Origin of the sequence: Actinomadura sediminis (assembly GCF_042675525.1) — a bacterium.
Classification (GTDB): domain Bacteria; phylum Actinomycetota; class Actinomycetes; order Streptosporangiales; family Streptosporangiaceae; genus Spirillospora; species Spirillospora sediminis.
Window position 1 is genome coordinate 14,134 of record NZ_JBHTJA010000083.1, and the last position, 17,090, is coordinate 31,223.

The window sequence follows — 17,090 nt, forward strand, 5'->3', positions numbered from 1 at the left end:
TCCCTCCTCGCCCCGCGCCGCCGCGGCGCCTCGCACCGCACTCGCAGATTGCTCGCAGAGTCCACCCTGGGTAACGGTGTGCCTACGGCGCTCACGGAGTCGAAACCGGATCGAGACTTTGGGCCCTGCCGTTGACACAGGTCAGCAAGGGAAGAAAATGAAGGTTTGTTACGGAACGAGGTGGCGGTGGTGACGGAGGACGACGCGGGCGGCGCCGCCGCGCGGATCTGCGCCGACCTGATCCGGATCGACACGACGAACCGGGGCGAGGGCGACGCCCGTCCGGAACGGCCCGCCGCCGAGCACGTCGCCGGGCTGCTGGACGGCGCGGGCGCCGAACCGGTCGTCGTGGAGTCCGCGCCCGGCCGCGCGAGCGTCCTCGCCCGGATCCCCGGCACCGACCCGTCCGCGCCGCCCTTCCTGATCCACGGGCATCTGGACGTCGTCCCCGCCGACGCGGCCGAGTGGACGGTCCCGCCGTTCGCCGGCGAGGTCCGCGACGGCTGCGTGTGGGGCCGCGGCGCCGTCGACATGAAGGGCTCCCTCGCGATGACGCTCGCGGTCGTCGCGCGCCGCCTCCGGGAGGGCCGCCGCACCCGCGGCGACCTCGTGCTGGCGTTCCTTGCCGACGAGGAGTGCACCGGCGAGTACGGTTCCCGGCACGTGGCCCGGGAGCACCGCGGGTTCTTCACCGGCTGCACGGAGGCGATCAGCGAGTCCGGCGGGTTCAGCGTGGAGGCGGGCGGCGCCCGCGTCTACCCGATCGCGACAGGCGAGCGCGGCACGGCGTGGATGCGGCTCACCGCGCGCGGGACGGCCGGGCACGGCTCCAAGCCCGCGCCGGAGAACGCCGTCGCCGAGATCGCGCACGCCGTGTCCCGCATCGCCGCGCACCCCTGGCCGGTCCGTATCACCCCGGGCGTGCGGGCCCTCCTGGACGGCCTCGCGGACGCGCTCGGCACGACGATCGACCACGACCGGCTCGACGCGGAGGCCGCGCGCCTCGGCGACGTCGGGCGGCTGTTCGCCGGGACCGTCCGCAACTCGGCGAACCCGACCCGGCTCGACGCCGGCTACAAGGTCAACGTGGTCCCCGGCGCGGCGACCGCGCACGTGGACGGCCGCTACCTGCCCGGCACCGGGGACGAGTTCCTCGCCACGATCGACCGGCTCCTGGGCCCGCGGGTGACCCGCGAGTTCGTCAACTTCGAGGAGGCCCCGGCCGCGGACCCGGCGGGCCCGACGTTCGCCGCGCTGGCGGGGGCCCTGCGCGCCGAGGACCCCCTCGCCCGTCCCGTCCCCTACGTGATGTCGGGCGGCACGGACGCCAAGTCGTTCCACCGCATCGGCATCACCAGTTACGGCTTCGCGCCCCTCCGCCTCGGGCCCGGCCTGGACTACCTCGGCATGTTCCACGGCGTGGACGAGCGCGTCCCGCTGGACGGCCTCGCGTTCGGCACCCGCGTCCTGGACCGCTTCCTCGACACGCGTTAGCCCTAGACCCGCGTTGCTGCTCGACTCGGGTTGCGGCTCGACACGCGTTGCTCCTCGACCCGCGTTGCTCCTCGACACGCGTTAGCCCTCGACCCGCGTTGCTGCTCGACCCGGGTTGCGGCTCGACACGCGTTGCTCCTCGACACGCCTTGGTGCTCGACACGCGTTGGCCATCGACACACGTCGGGGGATCGGGGGGTAGGTACCGGGCGTGGACTTCTCGAACGCGGCCCGGGAGCTGTACGGGGTCGAGCCCGGCGATTTCGTGGCGACACGGACGCGGCTCGTCCGGGAGGCGAAGGACGCGGGCGACGCAGCGCTGGCCGAGCGGATCGGCGGCCTGCGGCGCCCCACCGTGAGCGCGTGGGCCGTCAACCTGCTGGCCCGGTCGGCCGCCGGCGACCTCGGGCGCCTGCTGGACGTCGGGGACGAGCTCCGCTCGGCGTGGGGTTCGGGCGGCGGCGGGCTCGGCGGGCTCGAGGAACGCCGGGCCCGGGCGGTCGACGGCCTGCTGCGGGCGGCGGAGTCGCTGGCGGCCGAAGCCGGGCATCCGCTGCGCGACCAGGCGCTGCGGGAGGTCGAGGACACCCTGCAGGCGGCGACGGTGGACGCCGACGTCGCCGCCGAGGTGCGCGAGGGGACGCTCTCCCGCCCGCGCAGCCACACCGGTTTCGTTCCCGCGGGCTTCCCCGTGGCGCCCGGCGGCGGGAAGCCACGCACCGAAACGAAGAAGGGGCGGCGGGAGAAGAAGGAGCCGGAGGAGAGGCCGCGCCGCCGCGCGGGGGAGGAACGTCCCCGCGAGCGGACGGCGAAACGGGACGATCCGGCGCGGGCGCGGCGGGCGGCCGCGCTGCGGGAACGCGCCGCGGATGCCGAACGCGAGTTCGCCCGGCGCGAGGAGGAGGCCGCCTCCGCGCGGGACGCGGCCGACCGCGCGTCCGCCGAGGTCGGGCGGCTGCGGCGCGAGCTGGACCGGGTCGCGGCCGACCGGGACGCGGCCGTCCGGAAGGCCGAGCGCGCCGAGCAGGCCCGGGACCGCGCGGACGAGACGGTCCGCCGGGCGCGGCGGAAGGCGGCGGACGCCGAGCGGGACGCGCCCGGAGGTTGAACCGTCAACCCCGCCGGGACTCGGATGTCCGGGATGAAGTAGCGTGCCCCCGAACGTGATTCGAGAAGCAGGGGGCGCGCGGTGACGGCATCGGTAGTGGAGCAGCCGACCGACTGGACCGAACCGGGCGCCCATCCGGTGGCGCCCGGGGTCCACCGGATCCCGCTCGAACTCCCCATCCCGTCGCTGCACTCGGTGAACGTGTACGTCATCGAGGACCCGGACGGCCTCGTCGTCGTCGACTCCGGTTTCGCGCTGCCCGACACGACGACGCGCCTGAAGGACGCGCTGCGCACCCTCGGGCACGGGCTGGACGACGTGGCGCAGTTCCTCGTCACGCACGCCCACTGGGACCACTACTCCCAGGCCCTCGTGCTGCGCGAGCGGTTCGGGACGCGGGTGCGGATCGGCCGCGGCGAGCGCCCGTCCATCGAGGCGTTCGGCCGGGAGCGCGGCCCGCACTTCCGGCAGGTCGAGCTGCTGCGCCGCTGCGGCGCGGACGCCCTCGCCGACGAGATCGCCGGGCAGGAGCGGCCCCCGCGCGACCCGGACTTCCCGTCCACCGTGCCGGACGGCTGGCTGGACGACGGGGAGCGGATCGGGCTGGCCGGCCGCGGCCTCGACGTGTTCGCCACACCCGGCCACACCCGCGGCCACATCGTGCTGCGCGACGCCGCCGCCGGGCTGCTGTTCGCGGGCGACCACATCCTGCCGCACATCTCCCCGTCGATCGGGCTGGAGGGCGAGCCGGAGCCCAAGCCGCTGCGCAGCTACCTGGAGTCGCTGCGGGTCGTCCGCGACATGCCCGACACCGTGCTGCTGCCCGCGCACGGGGCGGTGACGCCGTCCACCCACACCCGCATCGACGAGCTGCTGGAGCACCACGCGCAGCGGCTCGACGCGGCCGCCGAGCAGGTCCGCGCCGGGCACGCGACGGCGTTCGAGGTCGCGAGCGCCATCCGGTGGACGCGCCGCCGCAAGGCCCTGGACGAGCTGGACGCCTTCAGCCGGATGCTCGCCGTCCTGGAGATCGACGCGCACCTGGACGTGCTCGTCGACCAGGGCGTCCTGGACGGCCACGAGGAGGGCGGCGTCCGCCGCTACGCCGCCCGCGGCTGAGCCGCCCGCCGCACGGACGCTACGCCGCCGCCCGCGGCAGGCGGGCCGGGTCCCGGCCGAGGTGCGCCAGCAGCCGCTCGTGCGGCCCCGCGCCCGCCGGCACGGGCACCGGGGCCGCGAACAGCCCGGCGCGCGTGTCGGCGGTGACCAGCCCGGACGCCAGGTGGAGCAGGCGCGCCGCGAGGCGGGGCGGGATCGGCCGGGGCCGCCCCGCGGCCCACGCCGCGTCCCAGCCGTGCACCGCGATCTCGATGGCGCCGGTCGCCGCGACGACGCCCGCGCGCAGCGGGCACCCGCCGATCGTGACCGTCCGCCCCTCGCGGTCCGCGCCCGCCCAGGCTCCGGCGAGCCGGGCGGCGCCGTCCCGGAACGCCGCGACGGGGTCGTCCGCCCCGTCCCCGCCGGTGTCCGCGCCGGCGTCCGGGAGCAGCCGCACCGCGCCGGTGGCGGCGGCCTCGGCCAGCGCGTCCAGCGACTCGCCGGCATGCCGCAGCAGCGTGTCCAGGTTCCAGCCGGGGCAGGGTGTCGGGCGCCCCAGCGCCGCGGGCGTCACGGGCTCGACCGCGTCGAGCGCGAACGCGATCGCCTCCTCCAGCAGAATCGCCGTGTCCACCCGTGCCTCCCGCCGTAGCACCGTCCCTCTGACCGTTCCGACCGTGCGGCGTCCGGGAATTCACCGTCGCGGCGGCGATGAGTTCCGGCCGCGCGCCGGGAAGCCGTGCCCGGGCGAGCACGGCGACGAGCCCACGCGGCGAGCGGGCGGGCCGCCGGGTCCGCGGGGGCGGCCCGGCGGCCCGGGAACCGCGGCGGTTACGCTGACCTCCCGGCCCCCGGCGTGAAGGAGCAGCGGCGATGACGCTCACCCCCGATCCTCCCCGCACGTCCCCGAGCACCGGCACGTCCGGGTACGTCGAGGTCGGTTCCGCGGACGAGCTCCGCGAGATGCTGGGCGTCCCGATGCGCCGGGCGATCGACAAGGAACGCGTGACCCTGCACGCGTGGGACCGCGAATGGCTCGCGCGGTCGCCGTTCTGCCTGATCTCCACCAGTGACGCGGCCGGGAACTGCGACGTCTCCCCGAAGGGCGACCCGCCCGGGTTCACCCGGGTGCTGGACGACGCCACGATCGCGATCCCGGACCGCCCCGGCAACCGGCGCGCCGACGGGTTCCGCAACGTCCTGGAGAACCCGCACGTCGGCCTGATCTACCTGGTGCCGGGGCGGGGCGAGACCCTGCGGATCAACGGCCGGGCGCGGCTGCTGCGGGACGCGCCGTTCTTCGACGACATGGTCGTGCGGGGCCACCGCCCGGCCCTCGCGCTCCTCGTCGAGATCGAGCAGATCTTCTTCCACTGCGCGAAGGCGCTGATGCGGTCGAAGCTGTGGCGGCCCGACACCTGGGAGCCCGACGCGCTGCCGTCGCACGCCCGGATCGTCAAGGACGTCCAGTACACCGAGGAGACGCTGGAGGAGCTGGAGCGCCACTACACCCCGGAACAGTACGCGCAGAAGCTCTACAAGAAATAAGTCGCCGATCCGGCATGCGCGCGAACGAATGAACTTCGGTGGAGTTTTAGCCACAAGCCCCCCAAGCCCGGTGATCTCTCTTAGGGTGATCGGTCGTGGAGCCGCAGACCCCCCGAGCACAGTCCCCCCAGCCACAGTCCCCGCGGGCACAGTCGCCGCAGGCACGGTCCCCGCACGCGGACGCCTCCGGGCCGCATCCGCCGCTGGAGGCGCTGGCTCGGGTGCCGCTGCCGAGCCCCGACTACGAGGCGCGGCCCGCCGCGTTCTATGAGCGGCTGCGCGCCGAGTACGGGCCGGTCGCACCGGTGAACGTGCTGGGCGTGCCCGTGTGGCTGGTCCTCGGCTACTCGCAGGTGCTGGACGTCCTGCGGGACGCCCGCGGCGTGTGGAGCCGGCGGGTCGACTCCTGGCGCGCGTACCGGGAGGGGCTGGTGCCCGCGGACTGGCCGATGCTGCCGGTGGTGGAGTCCGACAGCTCCGGGTTCCGCGACGGCGCCGAGTCAACCCGGCTGCGCAGCGCGTGGAGCGAGGGGCTGCGGCCGTTCCAGGAGCGCGGGCGGCCCCAGGCCCGGGAGCTGGAGCGGGCCGTGCACGCCTATGCCGACGAGCTGATCGACGTCCTCGCCGAGAGCGGCGGCCGGTCGGGATGGGCGGACCTGTCGGCGCAGTACGCCCGCCCGCTGCCGCTGATGGTCACCGGCCGGCTGATCGGGTTCCCCACCGACTCCGGCGCCGACGAGATGATCATGGATTTGTGGCGGGTGCTGGACGCGGGCCCGGACGCGCAGGAGGCGTCCGGCCGGCTGATGGCCCGGGTCGCGGACGTGTGCGCGGCGCGGGTGCGCGAGCCGCGCGAGGACCTGCCGTCGTACATGCTCGCCGCCGCGCCGGACCTGACGGCCGAGGAGCTCACCCGCGAGATGGCGATGCTCACGGGGCTGGCGGGCGACATCACCGCGAACCTGATCTGCAACACCATCACGGAGGTGCTGGCCGGGGAGACCGGCGCCCGCGACAGCCTGTCGGCCGGGATGATCAAGGAGGCGATCAACCGGGCGTCCATCGCGCACCCGCCCATGGCGAACCTGGCGTTCCGGTGGCCCCGGTCGGACGTGCGGCTCGGCCGGTTCCGGATCGCGGCCGGGGACCCGGTCATGGTGTCCCCCGCCGCGGCGCACCTGGACCCCGCCTTCACCGGCGGCGGCTCCCCGGACTCGGTCTACAGCTCCCGCGCGCACCTGGCGTGGAGCGCCGGCCCGCACGCCTGCCTCGGCCGGGACCTGGCCACCACGATCACGATGATCGCCGTGGAGCGGGCGTTCCACCGGTTCGCGTCGCTGGACCTGGCGGTGCCGCCCGACCGGCTCCCGTGGCGCTCGTCCCCGCTCATCCGCGGCCTGCGGTCGCTGCCGGTGAACTACACGCTGGCCCGGGAGCCGGCCGAGCGTGCGGAGGCCGCGGAGCGGGCGTCCGCGCGGGAGAGCGCCGCAGGCCCGGACGAGCCGGGCTCGACGACGCTGGTGCGGCGGATCATGCGGCTGATGCGCCGCTCCTGACGTCCCCGCCCGCGGTCAGCCGGCGGCGGCCTCCTCGCGGATGCGCTTCCACGCGGCCCGGACGTGCGCGTCGGTGGTGGCGGGCGCGCCGATCGCCATGCGCAGCAGCACCCGCCCGCCGACCTTGGTGTGGGTGAGGTACAGGTCGCCGGACGCGTTGAGCCGCTCCATCAGCGCCATCGTCTCGGCGTCCGCCGCGTCGCCGGCGAGGCCGTCCCAGCGCGGCCGGAAGCACACCAGCCCGAACGGGTGCGGCTCCAGCACCTCGAACGCGGGGTCGTCGGCGATCGCGGCGGCGAGGTCCTGCGCCAGCCGCACCCCGGTGCGGACGTGCTCGCGCAGCCCCTCCGCCCCGTACCAGCGGATCACCGACCACAGCTTGAGGGCGCGGAACCGGCGGCCGAGCGGGACCTGCCAGTCCCGGTAGTCGACGACGTCGCCGGAGGCGCTGGCCCGGTTGCGCAGGTACTCGGGGAGGATCGACAGGGCGCCGAGGAGGGGTTCGCGGTCGGCGACCCACATGGCGTTGCAGTCGAAGTTGGTGAGCAGCCACTTGTGCGGGTTGGTCGAGTAGGAGTCGGCGTGCTCGGCGAGGCCGTCGTTGATCCACCGGAACTCGGGGCAGACCGCCGCGACGCCCGCGTAGGCGGCGTCGACGTGCAGCCACACCCCGTGGCGGCGGCACACCTCGCCGATGGCCCGCACCGGGTCGACCGCCGTGGTGGAGGTCGTCCCGACGGTGGCGCAGACCAGCACCGGCAGGGCCCCGGCCGCGGCGTCCTCGGCGAGCAGGGCGTCCAGGTGCGCGGGCTCCATGGCGAGGGTGCCGGGGTCGACGTCGACGACGCGGACGTTCGCCGCGCCGATCCCCGCCATCCGGGCGGCCTTCTCCAGGGACGAGTGGGTCTGCGAGCTGACGTAGACGGTGCGGCGGCCGGTGACGCCGTCGCGGCCGGACGCCCCGCCGTCGGCGCGGTGCATCGCGGCGAGGATCGCGACGAGGGCGGCGCCGGACGCCGAGTCCTGGATGACGCCGCCGCCCGGCCCGTCCGAGCGGAACCGGGCGGGCAGGTCGAGCAGCTCGGCGAGCCAGTCCAGGACGCGGGTCTCGAGCTCGGTGCAGGCGGGGCTCGTCGCCCACAGCATGCCCTGCACGCCGAGGCCGGCCGACAGCAGCTCGCCGAGCATCGCGGGGCCGCTGGCGTTGGCCGGGAAGTAGGCGAAGAAGCTGGGGTGCTGCCAGTGGGTGATGCCGGGCAGCACGACGCGGTCCAGGTCGGCGAGGACGGCGTCGAAGCCCTCGCCCTCCTCGGGCGGGTGCTCGGGCAGGCCCGCCAGCACCTCGCCGGGCAGCGCCCGCGACAGCACCGGGTAGGACTCGATCCTCTCCTGGTAGTCGGCGATCCAGTCGACGACCTGCCTGCCGTACCGGCGGAACTCCTCCGGCGTCATGTGTCCGGCCACCCTGTGAACCTCCCGTGATCCCGCCATCGCGACCGCCCTCGCATCCTATGGTCGTTAAAGGGCCGGTAGCCGCATGTTTGGGCACGTCCGCCCGGGAACGATCTGATCGGTAAGCGCACAGGGAGGACGAAAGAGAGGGCCGTCAACATGCCCGACAAGAGCGACAAGCACGGCGCGAAGCTCGACGATGAGATCGGCCGGGAGACCCAAGGCATGGTGCGCGGCGGCCATTCCACGCACGCGGAGGAGTTCAAGGAGACGGAACCGACCTCCGACCAGGACACGTGGGAGCCCGCCGAGCGGGGCGGCGACGCCCGCGAGGGCTCCCCGCCCGGGATGAGCGCCTCCGACGTCGAGGACCGCAGCGCGCTGGCGCGGCTGCTCACCGGCGTCCGCTACCCGGCGCGGCCGAACGACCTGATCGCGCACGTGTCGGACGCGGGCGGCGACGACGCGGTCGGCGCGCTGGAGACGCTGCCCGACCGGGAGTACGAGAACCTGGCGGACGTCGCCGAGGAGCTCGGCTACGGCCGGGAGGAACGCCGGTACTGACCACCACCGCGGCCCGCGGACCGTCCCCGCGGGCCGCGCCGCGGCGAACGCGTCCGCCGATCCGGCCGGATCAGCGGACGCGTTCGCGCAGCAGCGGGATCTGGCCCCCGGCCGCGACGAGCTCGAGCTGCCGCTCCGACAGCCGGTGCCGCGCCCGGTACGTCTCGTCCCTCGTCACGTTGCGGACCTCGACGCCCCCGCCCTCGCGCAGCGCCTCCCGGACGTTCCCGATCCGCAGGACGTCGCCCTGCCCGATCCGCCCGAGGTCGGCCTCGTCGGCGAACTCCAGCGGCAGGATCCCGAAGTTCACCAGGTTCTGCCAGTGGATCCGCGCGTACCCGCACGCCAGCACCAGGCGCAGCCCGAGGTGGCGCGGCGCGATCGCGGCGTGCTCGCGCGACGACCCCTGCCCGTAGTTGCGGCCCGCGACGACGGCGTGGGCCCCGGCCCGCCGGGCCCGGTCGGGGTAGCCCGGGTCGAGCCGGACGAACGCGAAGTCCGCGAGCCGCGCGATGTCGCTGCGGAACGGCAGCGCCCGCGCGCCCGCCTGCAGTATCTCGTCGGTCGACACGTCGTCCCCCACCGTGATCACGACGGGAACCTCCAGGTCGTCCGGGAGCGGGTCGAGCGCGGGCAGGGTCCCGATGCTGGGCGCCTTGTCGAGGACGACCTCGCGGGCCCGCCCGGGCGGGAGCGGCGCCTCGAACTCGTCCCGGACGGACGCGGCGACGTCCGGGAGCCGCACGACCGGCGGGTCCATCGGCAGGTCGCGGGGGTCGGTGATCCTCCCGGTGAGCGCGGCGGCCGCGGCCGTCTCGGGCGAGCACAGCCACACCCGGTCGTCCTCGGTCCCGGACCGGCCGGGGAAGTTCCGCGGGAACGTCCGCAGGCTGTTGCGGCCGATCGCGGGCGCCTGCCCCATGCCGATGCAGCCGAGGCACCCGGCCTGGTGGATCCGCGCGCCCGCCCGCAGCAGGTCGGCCGCGGCGCCCATCCGGGTGAGGTCGAGCAGGATCTGCCGGGACGTGGGGTTCACGTCGAGCGACACCCCGGGGTGCACCCGCCGGTCCCGGACGATCGCGGCGACGGCCACGAAGTCGCGCAGCCCCGGGTTCGCCGACGACCCGACGACGACCTGGTGCACGTCCTCGCCCGCGACCTCCCGGACCGGCACCACGTCCCCGGGCGAACCCGGCCGCGCGATCAGCGGCTCGAGCGACGCGAGGTCGATCTCCTCCGTGACGTCGTAGCCGGCGCCCGGGTCGGCGACGATCTCGGTGAAGTCGTCCTCGCGGCCCTGCGCGCGCAGGAACTCCCGCACCCGCCCGTCCGCCGGGAACACCGTCGTCGTCGCGCCCAGCTCGGCGCCCATGTTCGCGATGACGTGCCGGTCCATCGCGGTGAGGGACGCCAGGCCCGGCCCGTGGTACTCGATGACGCGGTTGACGCCGCCGCGCACGCCGTGCCGCCGCAGCATCTCCAGGATCACGTCCTTGGCGCTGAGCCAGGGCGGGAGCTCCCCGGTCAGCCGGACGCCCCAGATCTCCGGCATCGCGATGTGCAGCGGCTCCCCCGCCATCGCCATCGCCGTCTCGAGCCCGCCGGTGCCGACCGCGAGCATCCCGAGCGACCCCGCGGCGCAGGTGTGCGAGTCCGAACCCGCCATCGTCGCGCCCGGTACCCCGAACCGCTCCATGTGCGTCGGATGCGACACGCCGTTGCCCGCCCCCGAGTACCAGAGGCCGAAGCGCCGGCACGCCGACCGCAGGAACAGGTGGTCGGCCATGTTGCGCTCGTCGGCCTGCAGCAGGTTGTGGTCGACGTACTGCACCGACACGTCCGTCCGGACCCGGTCCAGGTCGAGCGCCTCCAGCTCCAGCATCACCATCGTGCCCGTCGCGTCCTGGGTGAGGGTCTGGTCGACCCGGATCCCGATCTCCGTGCCGGGCGTCATCTCCCCGCTCACCAGGTGCGCGGCGATCAGCTTGCGCGCAACCCCCTCCGGCATGTTCAGCCCCCCTTCTCCTCGGCCGCCGCGACCCGCTCGGCCGCGTGCTCGGCGGGACGCCCGCACCAGTGCGCCAGCGCCGCGCGGATCGCGTCCGCCCGCCGGTCCGGCGCCGTCTCGTCCGTCGCCCACGCGATGTACCCGTCCGGCCGGACCAGCACGGTGCTGCGCGCCGGGCCGCCCGCCACCGCGTGCCGCACCCGCCCGTCCCACCGCCGCGACAGATACCCGACGGCCGGGTCGTTCACCGCCGCCACCAGCACGAACCGCCCGTCGCCGAGCAGGTCGCTCAGCCGCCCGCCGCCGGACAGCCGGACGTCCGGGGCGCGGCGCCCGGCCAGCCGGTGCGCGCCGCGCGGCGCCGGGTAGGCGATGCCGATGCCCGACACCGCCCCCGCGAGCCGCCGCGCGACCGGCCGGATCCCGGCCGCGGCCCGCAGGCCGGCGTTCCGCAGCCGCCGCTGCCAGGGTTTCTCGGCGAGCGCCGCGCGCAGCAGCCCGCCGCTGCCGACCAGCACCCGCCGCCCGACCGGGTGCCGCTCGGCGTGGTAGCCGTCCAGCAGCCACGGCGGCGCCCAGCCGTGCAGGTCCGCGGCGAGCCGCCAGGACAGGTTCGCCGCGTCCTGCAGCCCGGTGTTCATGCCCTGCCCGCCCGCCGGGGAGTGGACGTGCGCGGCGTCGCCCGCGAGGAACACCCGCCCCACCCGGTACCGCGGCACCTGCCGTTCGTCGCTGTGGAACCGGGACGTCCACCGCGGGTCGCGCATGCCGTGGTCGGTGCCGAGCGCGCGCCGCGTCACGTCCCGCAGCTCGCCGAAGTCGACCGGCTCCGAGTCGGGGGCCTGGCGCGCCCGGTTCCAGGCGATCACCCGGTACCAGCCGTCGCCGAACGGCGCCACGAAGGCGAACGCGTCGCCCGTCCCGCCGACGGTCAGCACGTCGCGCGGCGGGTCGTCGAGCCGGACGTCGGCGAGCATCATCGACCGCACCGCGGCCCGGCCCGGGAACGGCAGTCCCAGCGACTCCCGCACCGTGCTGCCGACCCCGTCGGTCCCGACGACGTACGCCGCGCGGCGCGTCTCCACGGCCCCGGCGCCGTCCCCGTCCGCCCGGCGGACGCGGACGTCCACGCCCGTCTCGTCCTGGCGCAGGCCCGTCGCCTCGACGCCGTGCAGGATCTCCGCGCCGGCGGCGAGCGCCCGGTCCCGCAGCACCCGCTCGGTCTCGTACTGCGGGGTGACCAGCACGTACGGGAACCGGCCGGGCAGCCGCCCGAGATCGAGCCGCGCGCCGCCCGGGAGCAGCAGTTCCCGCACGTGCTCCCCGGTCGCGGCCAGCGCGTCCGCGACGCCGCGCGCGTCCAGCTGCTCGAGGGTGCGCGCGTGCACCGCGAACGCGCGGGTGAGGTTGTTCACCTCCTCCCGGCGCCGTTCCAGCAGGGTGCAGCGGATCCCGGCGGCGGCCAGGTCCCCGGCCAGCAGGAGCCCGGTCGGCCCCGCCCCCACGACGATCACGTTTCCGGCCGGCGGTCCGATGGGCGGCATCCGCGTCTCCTCTCGCTCGACGGCGGAGACCTCATCCAACGGACCCTTCCCCGGATCGCCCGGCCCTCACGCGGCCGGCGCGGCTATCCGGCGGCGGATCGCGCGTTGCGGCGCAGGATCGAGACCGCCCGGACGGTGGTGTAGCCGCGCCACTCCAGCTCCGCGGCCGGCGAGTAGCTCGCGAAGTCCACCCGCCAGCCGCCGTCGTCCTGCTGCTCCGCCGCGAGCCTGCGCAGCTCGGCCTCGACGGTCTCCGGAGCGAACAGGGCCCGGACGGGACGGTCCGGGTACGGCGCGAAGTCGAGCGGACGCATCGCCTCGCCCTCGAGCCCGCCCTGGACGTGGACCGTGCCGGACGCGGGAATGTGCTTCCCGAGGACGCCGATCAGCTCGGTGTCGCCCGCGGCGTCGGCCAGCGCGAGCGCGAACGCCAGTTCCAGCGCGTGCGGCTCGTCGGCGGCGCGGGCGGCGTCCCGGCAGAACCGGGTGGCGCGGTCCAGCCACGGGTGCGCCGCGACCTTCGGGTCGTGCTCGGCGACGCGCCGCGCGTTCGCCGCCACGATCGCGGTGATCTGCAGCGACGAGACGTCCGGGTCGGCGGACGCCCAGAACGGCGCGCAGCCCGCGGGATCGGGGACGGGCAGCGCGAACGGCAGGCCGCCGTCCGGCAGCGTCACCGACTCCAGCCAGTCGCACAGCGCGGCCGCCTCCGGCGCGGTCTCGGGCCCCAGCTCCTCGAACACCTCGAAGGCGTGCAGGGCGGCTCCGGGCTGGCTCGTCCGCGACCGCAGGTCGGGCTCCAGCCCCCGCCCGTAGCCCCCGCCCGGGTTCCGGTACGCGTTGAGCGCCGCCAGCAGCGCCTCCCGGTCGCCGTCCCCGGTCAGCAGCTCGAAGCGGCGCCGGTCCAGCGGCCGGGCGTGCATGGCGATGAAGTCGGAAGCCCGGCCGATGTCGATGCCGTCGATGTCGATGTCCATGGACCCAGCGTCGCCGCCGCGGGCGGCGGCGTCTTGTACGTTCCGGTCATCACCAGGTAAGGAACAGCTCCGCGGGCGAGCGGTGGATCAGGCTCGGCGTCATCTCCACCGGCTCCTCGAGCCGCAGCCCGGGAAGCTCCCGCGTCAGCGTCTCCAGAGTGATCCGTACCTGCTCGCGGGCCAGGTGCGCGCCCGGGCACGCGTGCGCCCCGTGCCCGAACGACAGGTGCCGCGCGGGCGGGCGGGTGATGTCGAACTCGTCCGGGCGGTCGTGGACGGCCGGGTCGCGGCCCGCCGCGCCGAACGCGACGAACACCGCCGCGCCCGCGGGCAGGTCCGTCCCGGCGAGCGTCACCGGACGCGTCGTCACCCGCCGGAACCCCTGGATCGGCGCCTCGTACCGCGCGGTCTCCTCGACCGCCGCCGGGATCAGCCCGGGCCGCTCGCACAGCAGCTCCCACTGCTCCCGGCGCCGCAGCAGATGCAGGACGGCGCCGCCGATCAGCGCGGTGGTCGTCAGGTGCCCGGCCAGGATGAGGTTCTGCAGGTTCGACAGCAGCGTCCCGTGCGGCCCGATCGCCCGGATCATCTCCCCGCACAGATCGTCCCCGGGTTCGGTCCCGCGGCCCCGGACGTGCGCGTCCAGCGTCCGTTTCATCCCGGCGACGGCCCGCGCCGCGGCGACCTGCTCCTCCACCGGCATCGGGCGGAACACCAGGTCCTCCGCCCGGCGGCTCCCCGCCACGACGTCCGGCACGTCGGCGGGGTCGAGCCCCAGCAGATGCCCGATCACCTCGCCCGGCAGCACCCGCGCGTACCGCCCCATCAGCTCGACCCGCCCGTCCGCGGCGAACCCGGCGACGAGCGCCTCGGCCCGCGCGGTGACGAACGGGACGGCCGCCGCGACACGCCGCCGCGACAGCCCGCGCGTCAGCGGCTCCCGGACCCGCCGGTGATCGTCGCCGTCCGCGGTGAGCACCACCGGGCGGCCCGACGGGACCGACCCGAGCACGGCGGCGGCCTCCGGACCGGGCAGCACGTCGGGACGCAGCGCGTTCGCCGACGAGAACGTCTCCGGATCGAGCAGCACCGCCCGGACGTCGGCGTCGCGCGCGACGAGCCAGGCGTCCAGTCCGGGGACGAACGTCAGCCCGTCCGCCGTCCGTGCCCGCGCGTAGCAGGGGTGGGGGTCTCGCCGGTCGAAGTCCACGGTCCTCCTCGCTCGTCCGCCGCTCCCCCGGCACGCTAGTGGCCGCGCGCCCGCCCGTCACCCGCCGGAAAACCGGGTGCCGCCCCGGCCCGTCCCGCCTAGCCTGGCCGCATGGACGTCACCTTCGAGCGGACGGGCCACCGCCGCTACGCGACGATCGTCGCCGCGCCCGGCCGCCCGCCCCGGCGCATGGACCCCGCCCCCGGGTACGACGACCACATCCCGCACGACCTCGTCCACTACCTCGCCGAGGCCGAACTGGGCCTGGCGAACGGCGTCTTCGGGCGCGCGGCGGCGGGCGGCGGAGGTTTCCTCGAGACCACCGAGGTCGCCGGCGACCGGCGCGCGCGGGCCCGGGCGCAGCGCAGGCTGAAGAAGCGCGAGGCGTCCCTCGGCCGCGCCGACACCGGCGACATGGCCCTCTCCGAGGAGCTCGCGGGGCTGTGCGCGCTCGCCTGGTGGCGGCGTGCCGGCGCCCGGACGCCCGAGTGGGCGGAACCCGTCCCGATCCCGCCCGCGCACGCCGCCGCCGTCGACCGGGTCCTCGGCCGCCTCGACGAAGCCGCCCGGCTCTGGCACGACCTCCCCGTCGGCGGCTCCGTCACCTTCACGTGGCCGCGGACGAGCCCGTCCGCCGGCGGCTAGGGCCCGCCCCCGGCAGATGTCAGGCCGACACGGACCGCAGCGCGAGGCCCAGGTCGCGGAACTGCTCGACCGGCCGGTGGTATCCGCGCTCGATGTGGTGGACGCCCCGCAGCGTGGACGGCCCCTCCGCCACGGCCGCCGCCAGCACCGCCGAGAAACCGGCGCGGATGTCGGGCATCGTCACGTCCCCGCCGCGCAGCTTCGTCACGCCCCGCACGACCGCCGAATGCAGCGCCGCCGTGTCGTGGTACCGGCAGGCCGGGCCGCCCAGGCAGGTGTCGTACACCTCGATCTCCGCGCCCATGCTCTGGAGCGCCGGGACGTACGCGAGCCGGTTCTCGTACACCGTCTCGTGCAGCACCGACATGCCGTCCGCCTGGGTGAACAGCACCATCAGCGGCGTCTGCCAGTCGGTGGCGAACCCCGGGTGCGTGTCGGTCTGCACCGCCGCGGGACGCAGCCCGTCCGGGGCCGACGCCATGATCCACTCGTCGGTGATGTCGAACTTCGCGCCCATGCGGGTCAACGTGGTGATCGCGGTGACGAGCCGGTCCTGCGGGCACCCGTGCACCCGCACCTCGCCCCGGGTGACGAGCCCCGCCACCAGGTACGAGAACGCCTCGATCCGGTCCCCGCCCAGGCGGGTCTGCGCGCCGCCCAGCCGGTCGACGCCCTCCACCACGATCCGGCGGTCGGGCGCGAACGAGATCCGCGCCCCCATCCGCTGCAGGAACAACGCCAGCTCGATGATCTCCGGCTCGGTCGCCGCGTTCCGGATCACCGTCTTGCCCTTGGCCCGCACCGCCGCCAGCAGCACGGTCTCGGTCGCGCCGACGCTCGGGTACGGCAGTTCCACCCGCGTCCCGACGAGCCGGGACGCCCGCGCGTGGATGCCGTCCGCCGCGTGCGTCACCTCCGCGCCGAACGCGCGCAGGGCCTCCACGTGGAAGTCGACGGGACGCCGCCCGATCGGGTCGCCGCCGACCAGCGGAACGAACGCCTCGCCCGCCAGATGCAGCAGCGGCCCCAGCATCAGGATCGGGATGCGGTTCAACCCCGTGAACGCCTTGCCCACGCTCGGGTCCGATACGGCGCCCGGCGCGACCGTGACCTCGTCCCCGGACCGCTCCACCGCCATCCCGACGTGCTCGAGCATCCCGGCCGTGATGCCGACCTCGCCGACGTCCGGCGCGTTGCCGATCGTGCTCGGCCCGTCGCCCAGCATCGCCGCCACCATGTGCTTGCTCACGGCGTTCTTCGCGCCCCGCACCGTCACGTCGCCGCGCAGCGGCCCCGACGGCTCGATCTCCCACAGCTTCTCAGTCACCACTGCAGCCTAAGGGCGGACGCACGCGCCCGCGTCTCGCTCGCGACGGACCCGTCCCCGTCCGGCGACGTCCGATACAGGCCATCGGTGCCCGCGCGCTGCGGCGCACCGATCGCGGGAGTCGATCAGCGTCGAATAGAAGGCAGTGGCCGTGCCGGCGCGAAACGTGTGGGCGCACCGGCACGGCCGTATTCCGCTTTCACGGAACGCTCAACTCTCCCGCATGCGACGTTGCTTCACGGTTGCAGGCGACGAACCGGCCGCACAAAATGAGAAAGGCCCCACCATAAACGGTGAGGCCTTCCTGCAAAAAAGGTCCGGCGGCGTCCTACTCTCCCACACAGTCTCCCATGCAGTACCATCGGCGCTGAGAGGCTTAACTACCGGGTTCGGAATGGGACCGGGTGTTTCCCCCTCGCCATAACCACCGAACGACCAACCCCCGAACACCCGAAAACCCCAGGTGCGGGAAACTCGACGTCCAAGCGACCAAAGCTCGAATATCAACTTATCAAACACAGGCGCCCGTTTGCTTACCGGGAACCACACAGGGACGCGA

14 protein-coding genes and 1 rRNA gene are annotated in these 17,090 nt (G+C 75.2%); 7 read left to right on the forward strand and 8 right to left on the reverse strand.

From position 1 onward, the window contains the following. Positions 1–189 precede the first annotated feature (189 nt). The 3 genes from ACFQ11_RS28555 (at position 190) to ACFQ11_RS28565 (ending at position 3,721) form a co-directional block, all read left to right on the forward strand. Positions 190–1,494, forward strand: a complete 1,305-nt coding sequence (locus tag ACFQ11_RS28555) for a M20/M25/M40 family metallo-hydrolase (RefSeq protein ID WP_378304161.1) — start codon at positions 190–192, stop codon at positions 1,492–1,494. A 211-nt stretch (positions 1,495–1,705) separates the two neighbouring features. Beyond that, on the forward strand, positions 1,706–2,602 hold the full coding sequence (locus tag ACFQ11_RS28560; protein ID WP_378304163.1) for a hypothetical protein: 897 nt from the start codon (positions 1,706–1,708) through the stop codon (positions 2,600–2,602). A gap of 81 nt (positions 2,603–2,683) precedes the next feature. Beyond that, positions 2,684–3,721: an MBL fold metallo-hydrolase gene (locus tag ACFQ11_RS28565; protein ID WP_378304165.1), complete on the forward strand. Its 1,038-nt coding sequence runs from the start codon at positions 2,684–2,686 to the stop codon at positions 3,719–3,721. A gap of 19 nt (positions 3,722–3,740) precedes the next feature. Here the strand turns inward: ACFQ11_RS28565 and ACFQ11_RS28570 are convergent, their stop codons facing one another. After that, on the reverse strand, positions 3,741–4,334 hold the full coding sequence (locus tag ACFQ11_RS28570; protein WP_378304167.1) for a TIGR03086 family metal-binding protein: 594 nt from the start codon (positions 4,332–4,334) through the stop codon (positions 3,741–3,743). A gap of 239 nt (positions 4,335–4,573) precedes the next feature. On the opposite strand from ACFQ11_RS28570, the gene ACFQ11_RS28575 reads away from it, so the two are divergent. Together ACFQ11_RS28575 and ACFQ11_RS28580 are read left to right on the forward strand one after the other, a co-directional pair. Then, positions 4,574–5,248 carry a pyridoxamine 5'-phosphate oxidase family protein gene (locus ACFQ11_RS28575; RefSeq protein WP_378304169.1) on the forward strand — a complete coding sequence of 225 codons (675 nt, stop codon included), beginning with the start codon at positions 4,574–4,576 and terminating at the stop codon, positions 5,246–5,248. A 95-nt stretch (positions 5,249–5,343) separates the two neighbouring features. Next, positions 5,344–6,804, forward strand: coding sequence for a cytochrome P450 family protein (locus ACFQ11_RS28580; RefSeq protein ID WP_378304171.1), 1,461 nt, complete (start codon positions 5,344–5,346; stop codon positions 6,802–6,804). A 15-nt stretch (positions 6,805–6,819) separates the two neighbouring features. Here ACFQ11_RS28580 and ACFQ11_RS28585 read toward each other — a convergent pair whose 3' ends face one another. Then, positions 6,820–8,268 (reverse strand): aminotransferase class I/II-fold pyridoxal phosphate-dependent enzyme, encoded by a 1,449-nt coding sequence (locus ACFQ11_RS28585; protein WP_378304173.1) that lies wholly within the window; start codon positions 8,266–8,268, stop codon positions 6,820–6,822. Between the two features lie 147 nt (positions 8,269–8,415). On the opposite strand from ACFQ11_RS28585, the gene ACFQ11_RS28590 reads away from it, so the two are divergent. Continuing rightward, positions 8,416–8,820 (forward strand): DUF2795 domain-containing protein, encoded by a 405-nt coding sequence (locus ACFQ11_RS28590; RefSeq protein WP_026404122.1) that lies wholly within the window; start codon positions 8,416–8,418, stop codon positions 8,818–8,820. A 70-nt stretch (positions 8,821–8,890) separates the two neighbouring features. Here ACFQ11_RS28590 and ACFQ11_RS28595 read toward each other — a convergent pair whose 3' ends face one another. The 4 genes from ACFQ11_RS28595 to ACFQ11_RS28610 form a co-directional block, all read right to left on the reverse strand. Then, entirely contained in the window at positions 8,891–10,828 is a 1,938-nt protein-coding gene (locus ACFQ11_RS28595) for an aconitate hydratase (protein ID WP_378304176.1), read from the reverse strand. A gap of 2 nt (positions 10,829–10,830) precedes the next feature. Continuing rightward, positions 10,831–12,372, reverse strand: a complete 1,542-nt coding sequence (locus ACFQ11_RS28600) for an FAD-dependent monooxygenase (protein ID WP_378304178.1) — start codon at positions 12,370–12,372, stop codon at positions 10,831–10,833. Between the two features lie 83 nt (positions 12,373–12,455). Continuing rightward, a complete protein-coding gene (locus tag ACFQ11_RS28605; RefSeq protein ID WP_378304180.1) occupies positions 12,456–13,349 on the reverse strand; it encodes a hypothetical protein in 894 nt (297 codons plus the stop codon). 49 nt (positions 13,350–13,398) lie between these two features. Beyond that, positions 13,399–14,559, reverse strand: a complete 1,161-nt coding sequence (locus tag ACFQ11_RS28610; protein ID WP_378304182.1) for a cytochrome P450 — start codon at positions 14,557–14,559, stop codon at positions 13,399–13,401. Between the two features lie 111 nt (positions 14,560–14,670). Here ACFQ11_RS28610 and ACFQ11_RS28615 point away from each other — a divergent pair, with 111 nt between their 5' ends. Next, a complete protein-coding gene (locus ACFQ11_RS28615; RefSeq protein WP_378304184.1) occupies positions 14,671–15,204 on the forward strand; it encodes a hypothetical protein in 534 nt (177 codons plus the stop codon). Positions 15,205–15,223: 19 nt separating this feature from the next. Here ACFQ11_RS28615 and murA read toward each other — a convergent pair whose 3' ends face one another. Together murA and rrf are read right to left on the reverse strand one after the other, a co-directional pair. After that, entirely contained in the window at positions 15,224–16,531 is a 1,308-nt protein-coding gene (murA, locus tag ACFQ11_RS28620; protein ID WP_378304186.1) for a UDP-N-acetylglucosamine 1-carboxyvinyltransferase, read from the reverse strand. A gap of 315 nt (positions 16,532–16,846) precedes the next feature. Beyond that, positions 16,847–16,963: ribosomal RNA gene (gene rrf / locus ACFQ11_RS28625) — 5S ribosomal RNA — on the reverse strand. Positions 16,964–17,090 lie beyond the last annotated feature (127 nt).

What these genes read in the sequence shown, in the direction of transcription:
- ACFQ11_RS28575 (WP_378304169.1), top strand. Translation starts at nt 4,574, where the DNA reads ATGACGCTCACCCCCGATCCTCCCCGCACGTCCCCGAGCACCGGCACG.
- ACFQ11_RS28595 (WP_378304176.1), bottom strand. Translation starts at nt 10,828, where the DNA reads ATGCCGGAGGGGGTTGCGCGCAAGCTGATCGCCGCGCACCTGGTGAGC.
- ACFQ11_RS28590 (WP_026404122.1), top strand. Translation starts at nt 8,416, where the DNA reads ATGCCCGACAAGAGCGACAAGCACGGCGCGAAGCTCGACGATGAGATC.
- ACFQ11_RS28600 (WP_378304178.1), bottom strand. Translation starts at nt 12,372, where the DNA reads ATGCCGCCCATCGGACCGCCGGCCGGAAACGTGATCGTCGTGGGGGCG.
- ACFQ11_RS28615 (WP_378304184.1), top strand. Translation starts at nt 14,671, where the DNA reads ATGGACGTCACCTTCGAGCGGACGGGCCACCGCCGCTACGCGACGATC.
- ACFQ11_RS28605 (WP_378304180.1), bottom strand. Translation starts at nt 13,349, where the DNA reads ATGGACATCGACATCGACGGCATCGACATCGGCCGGGCTTCCGACTTC.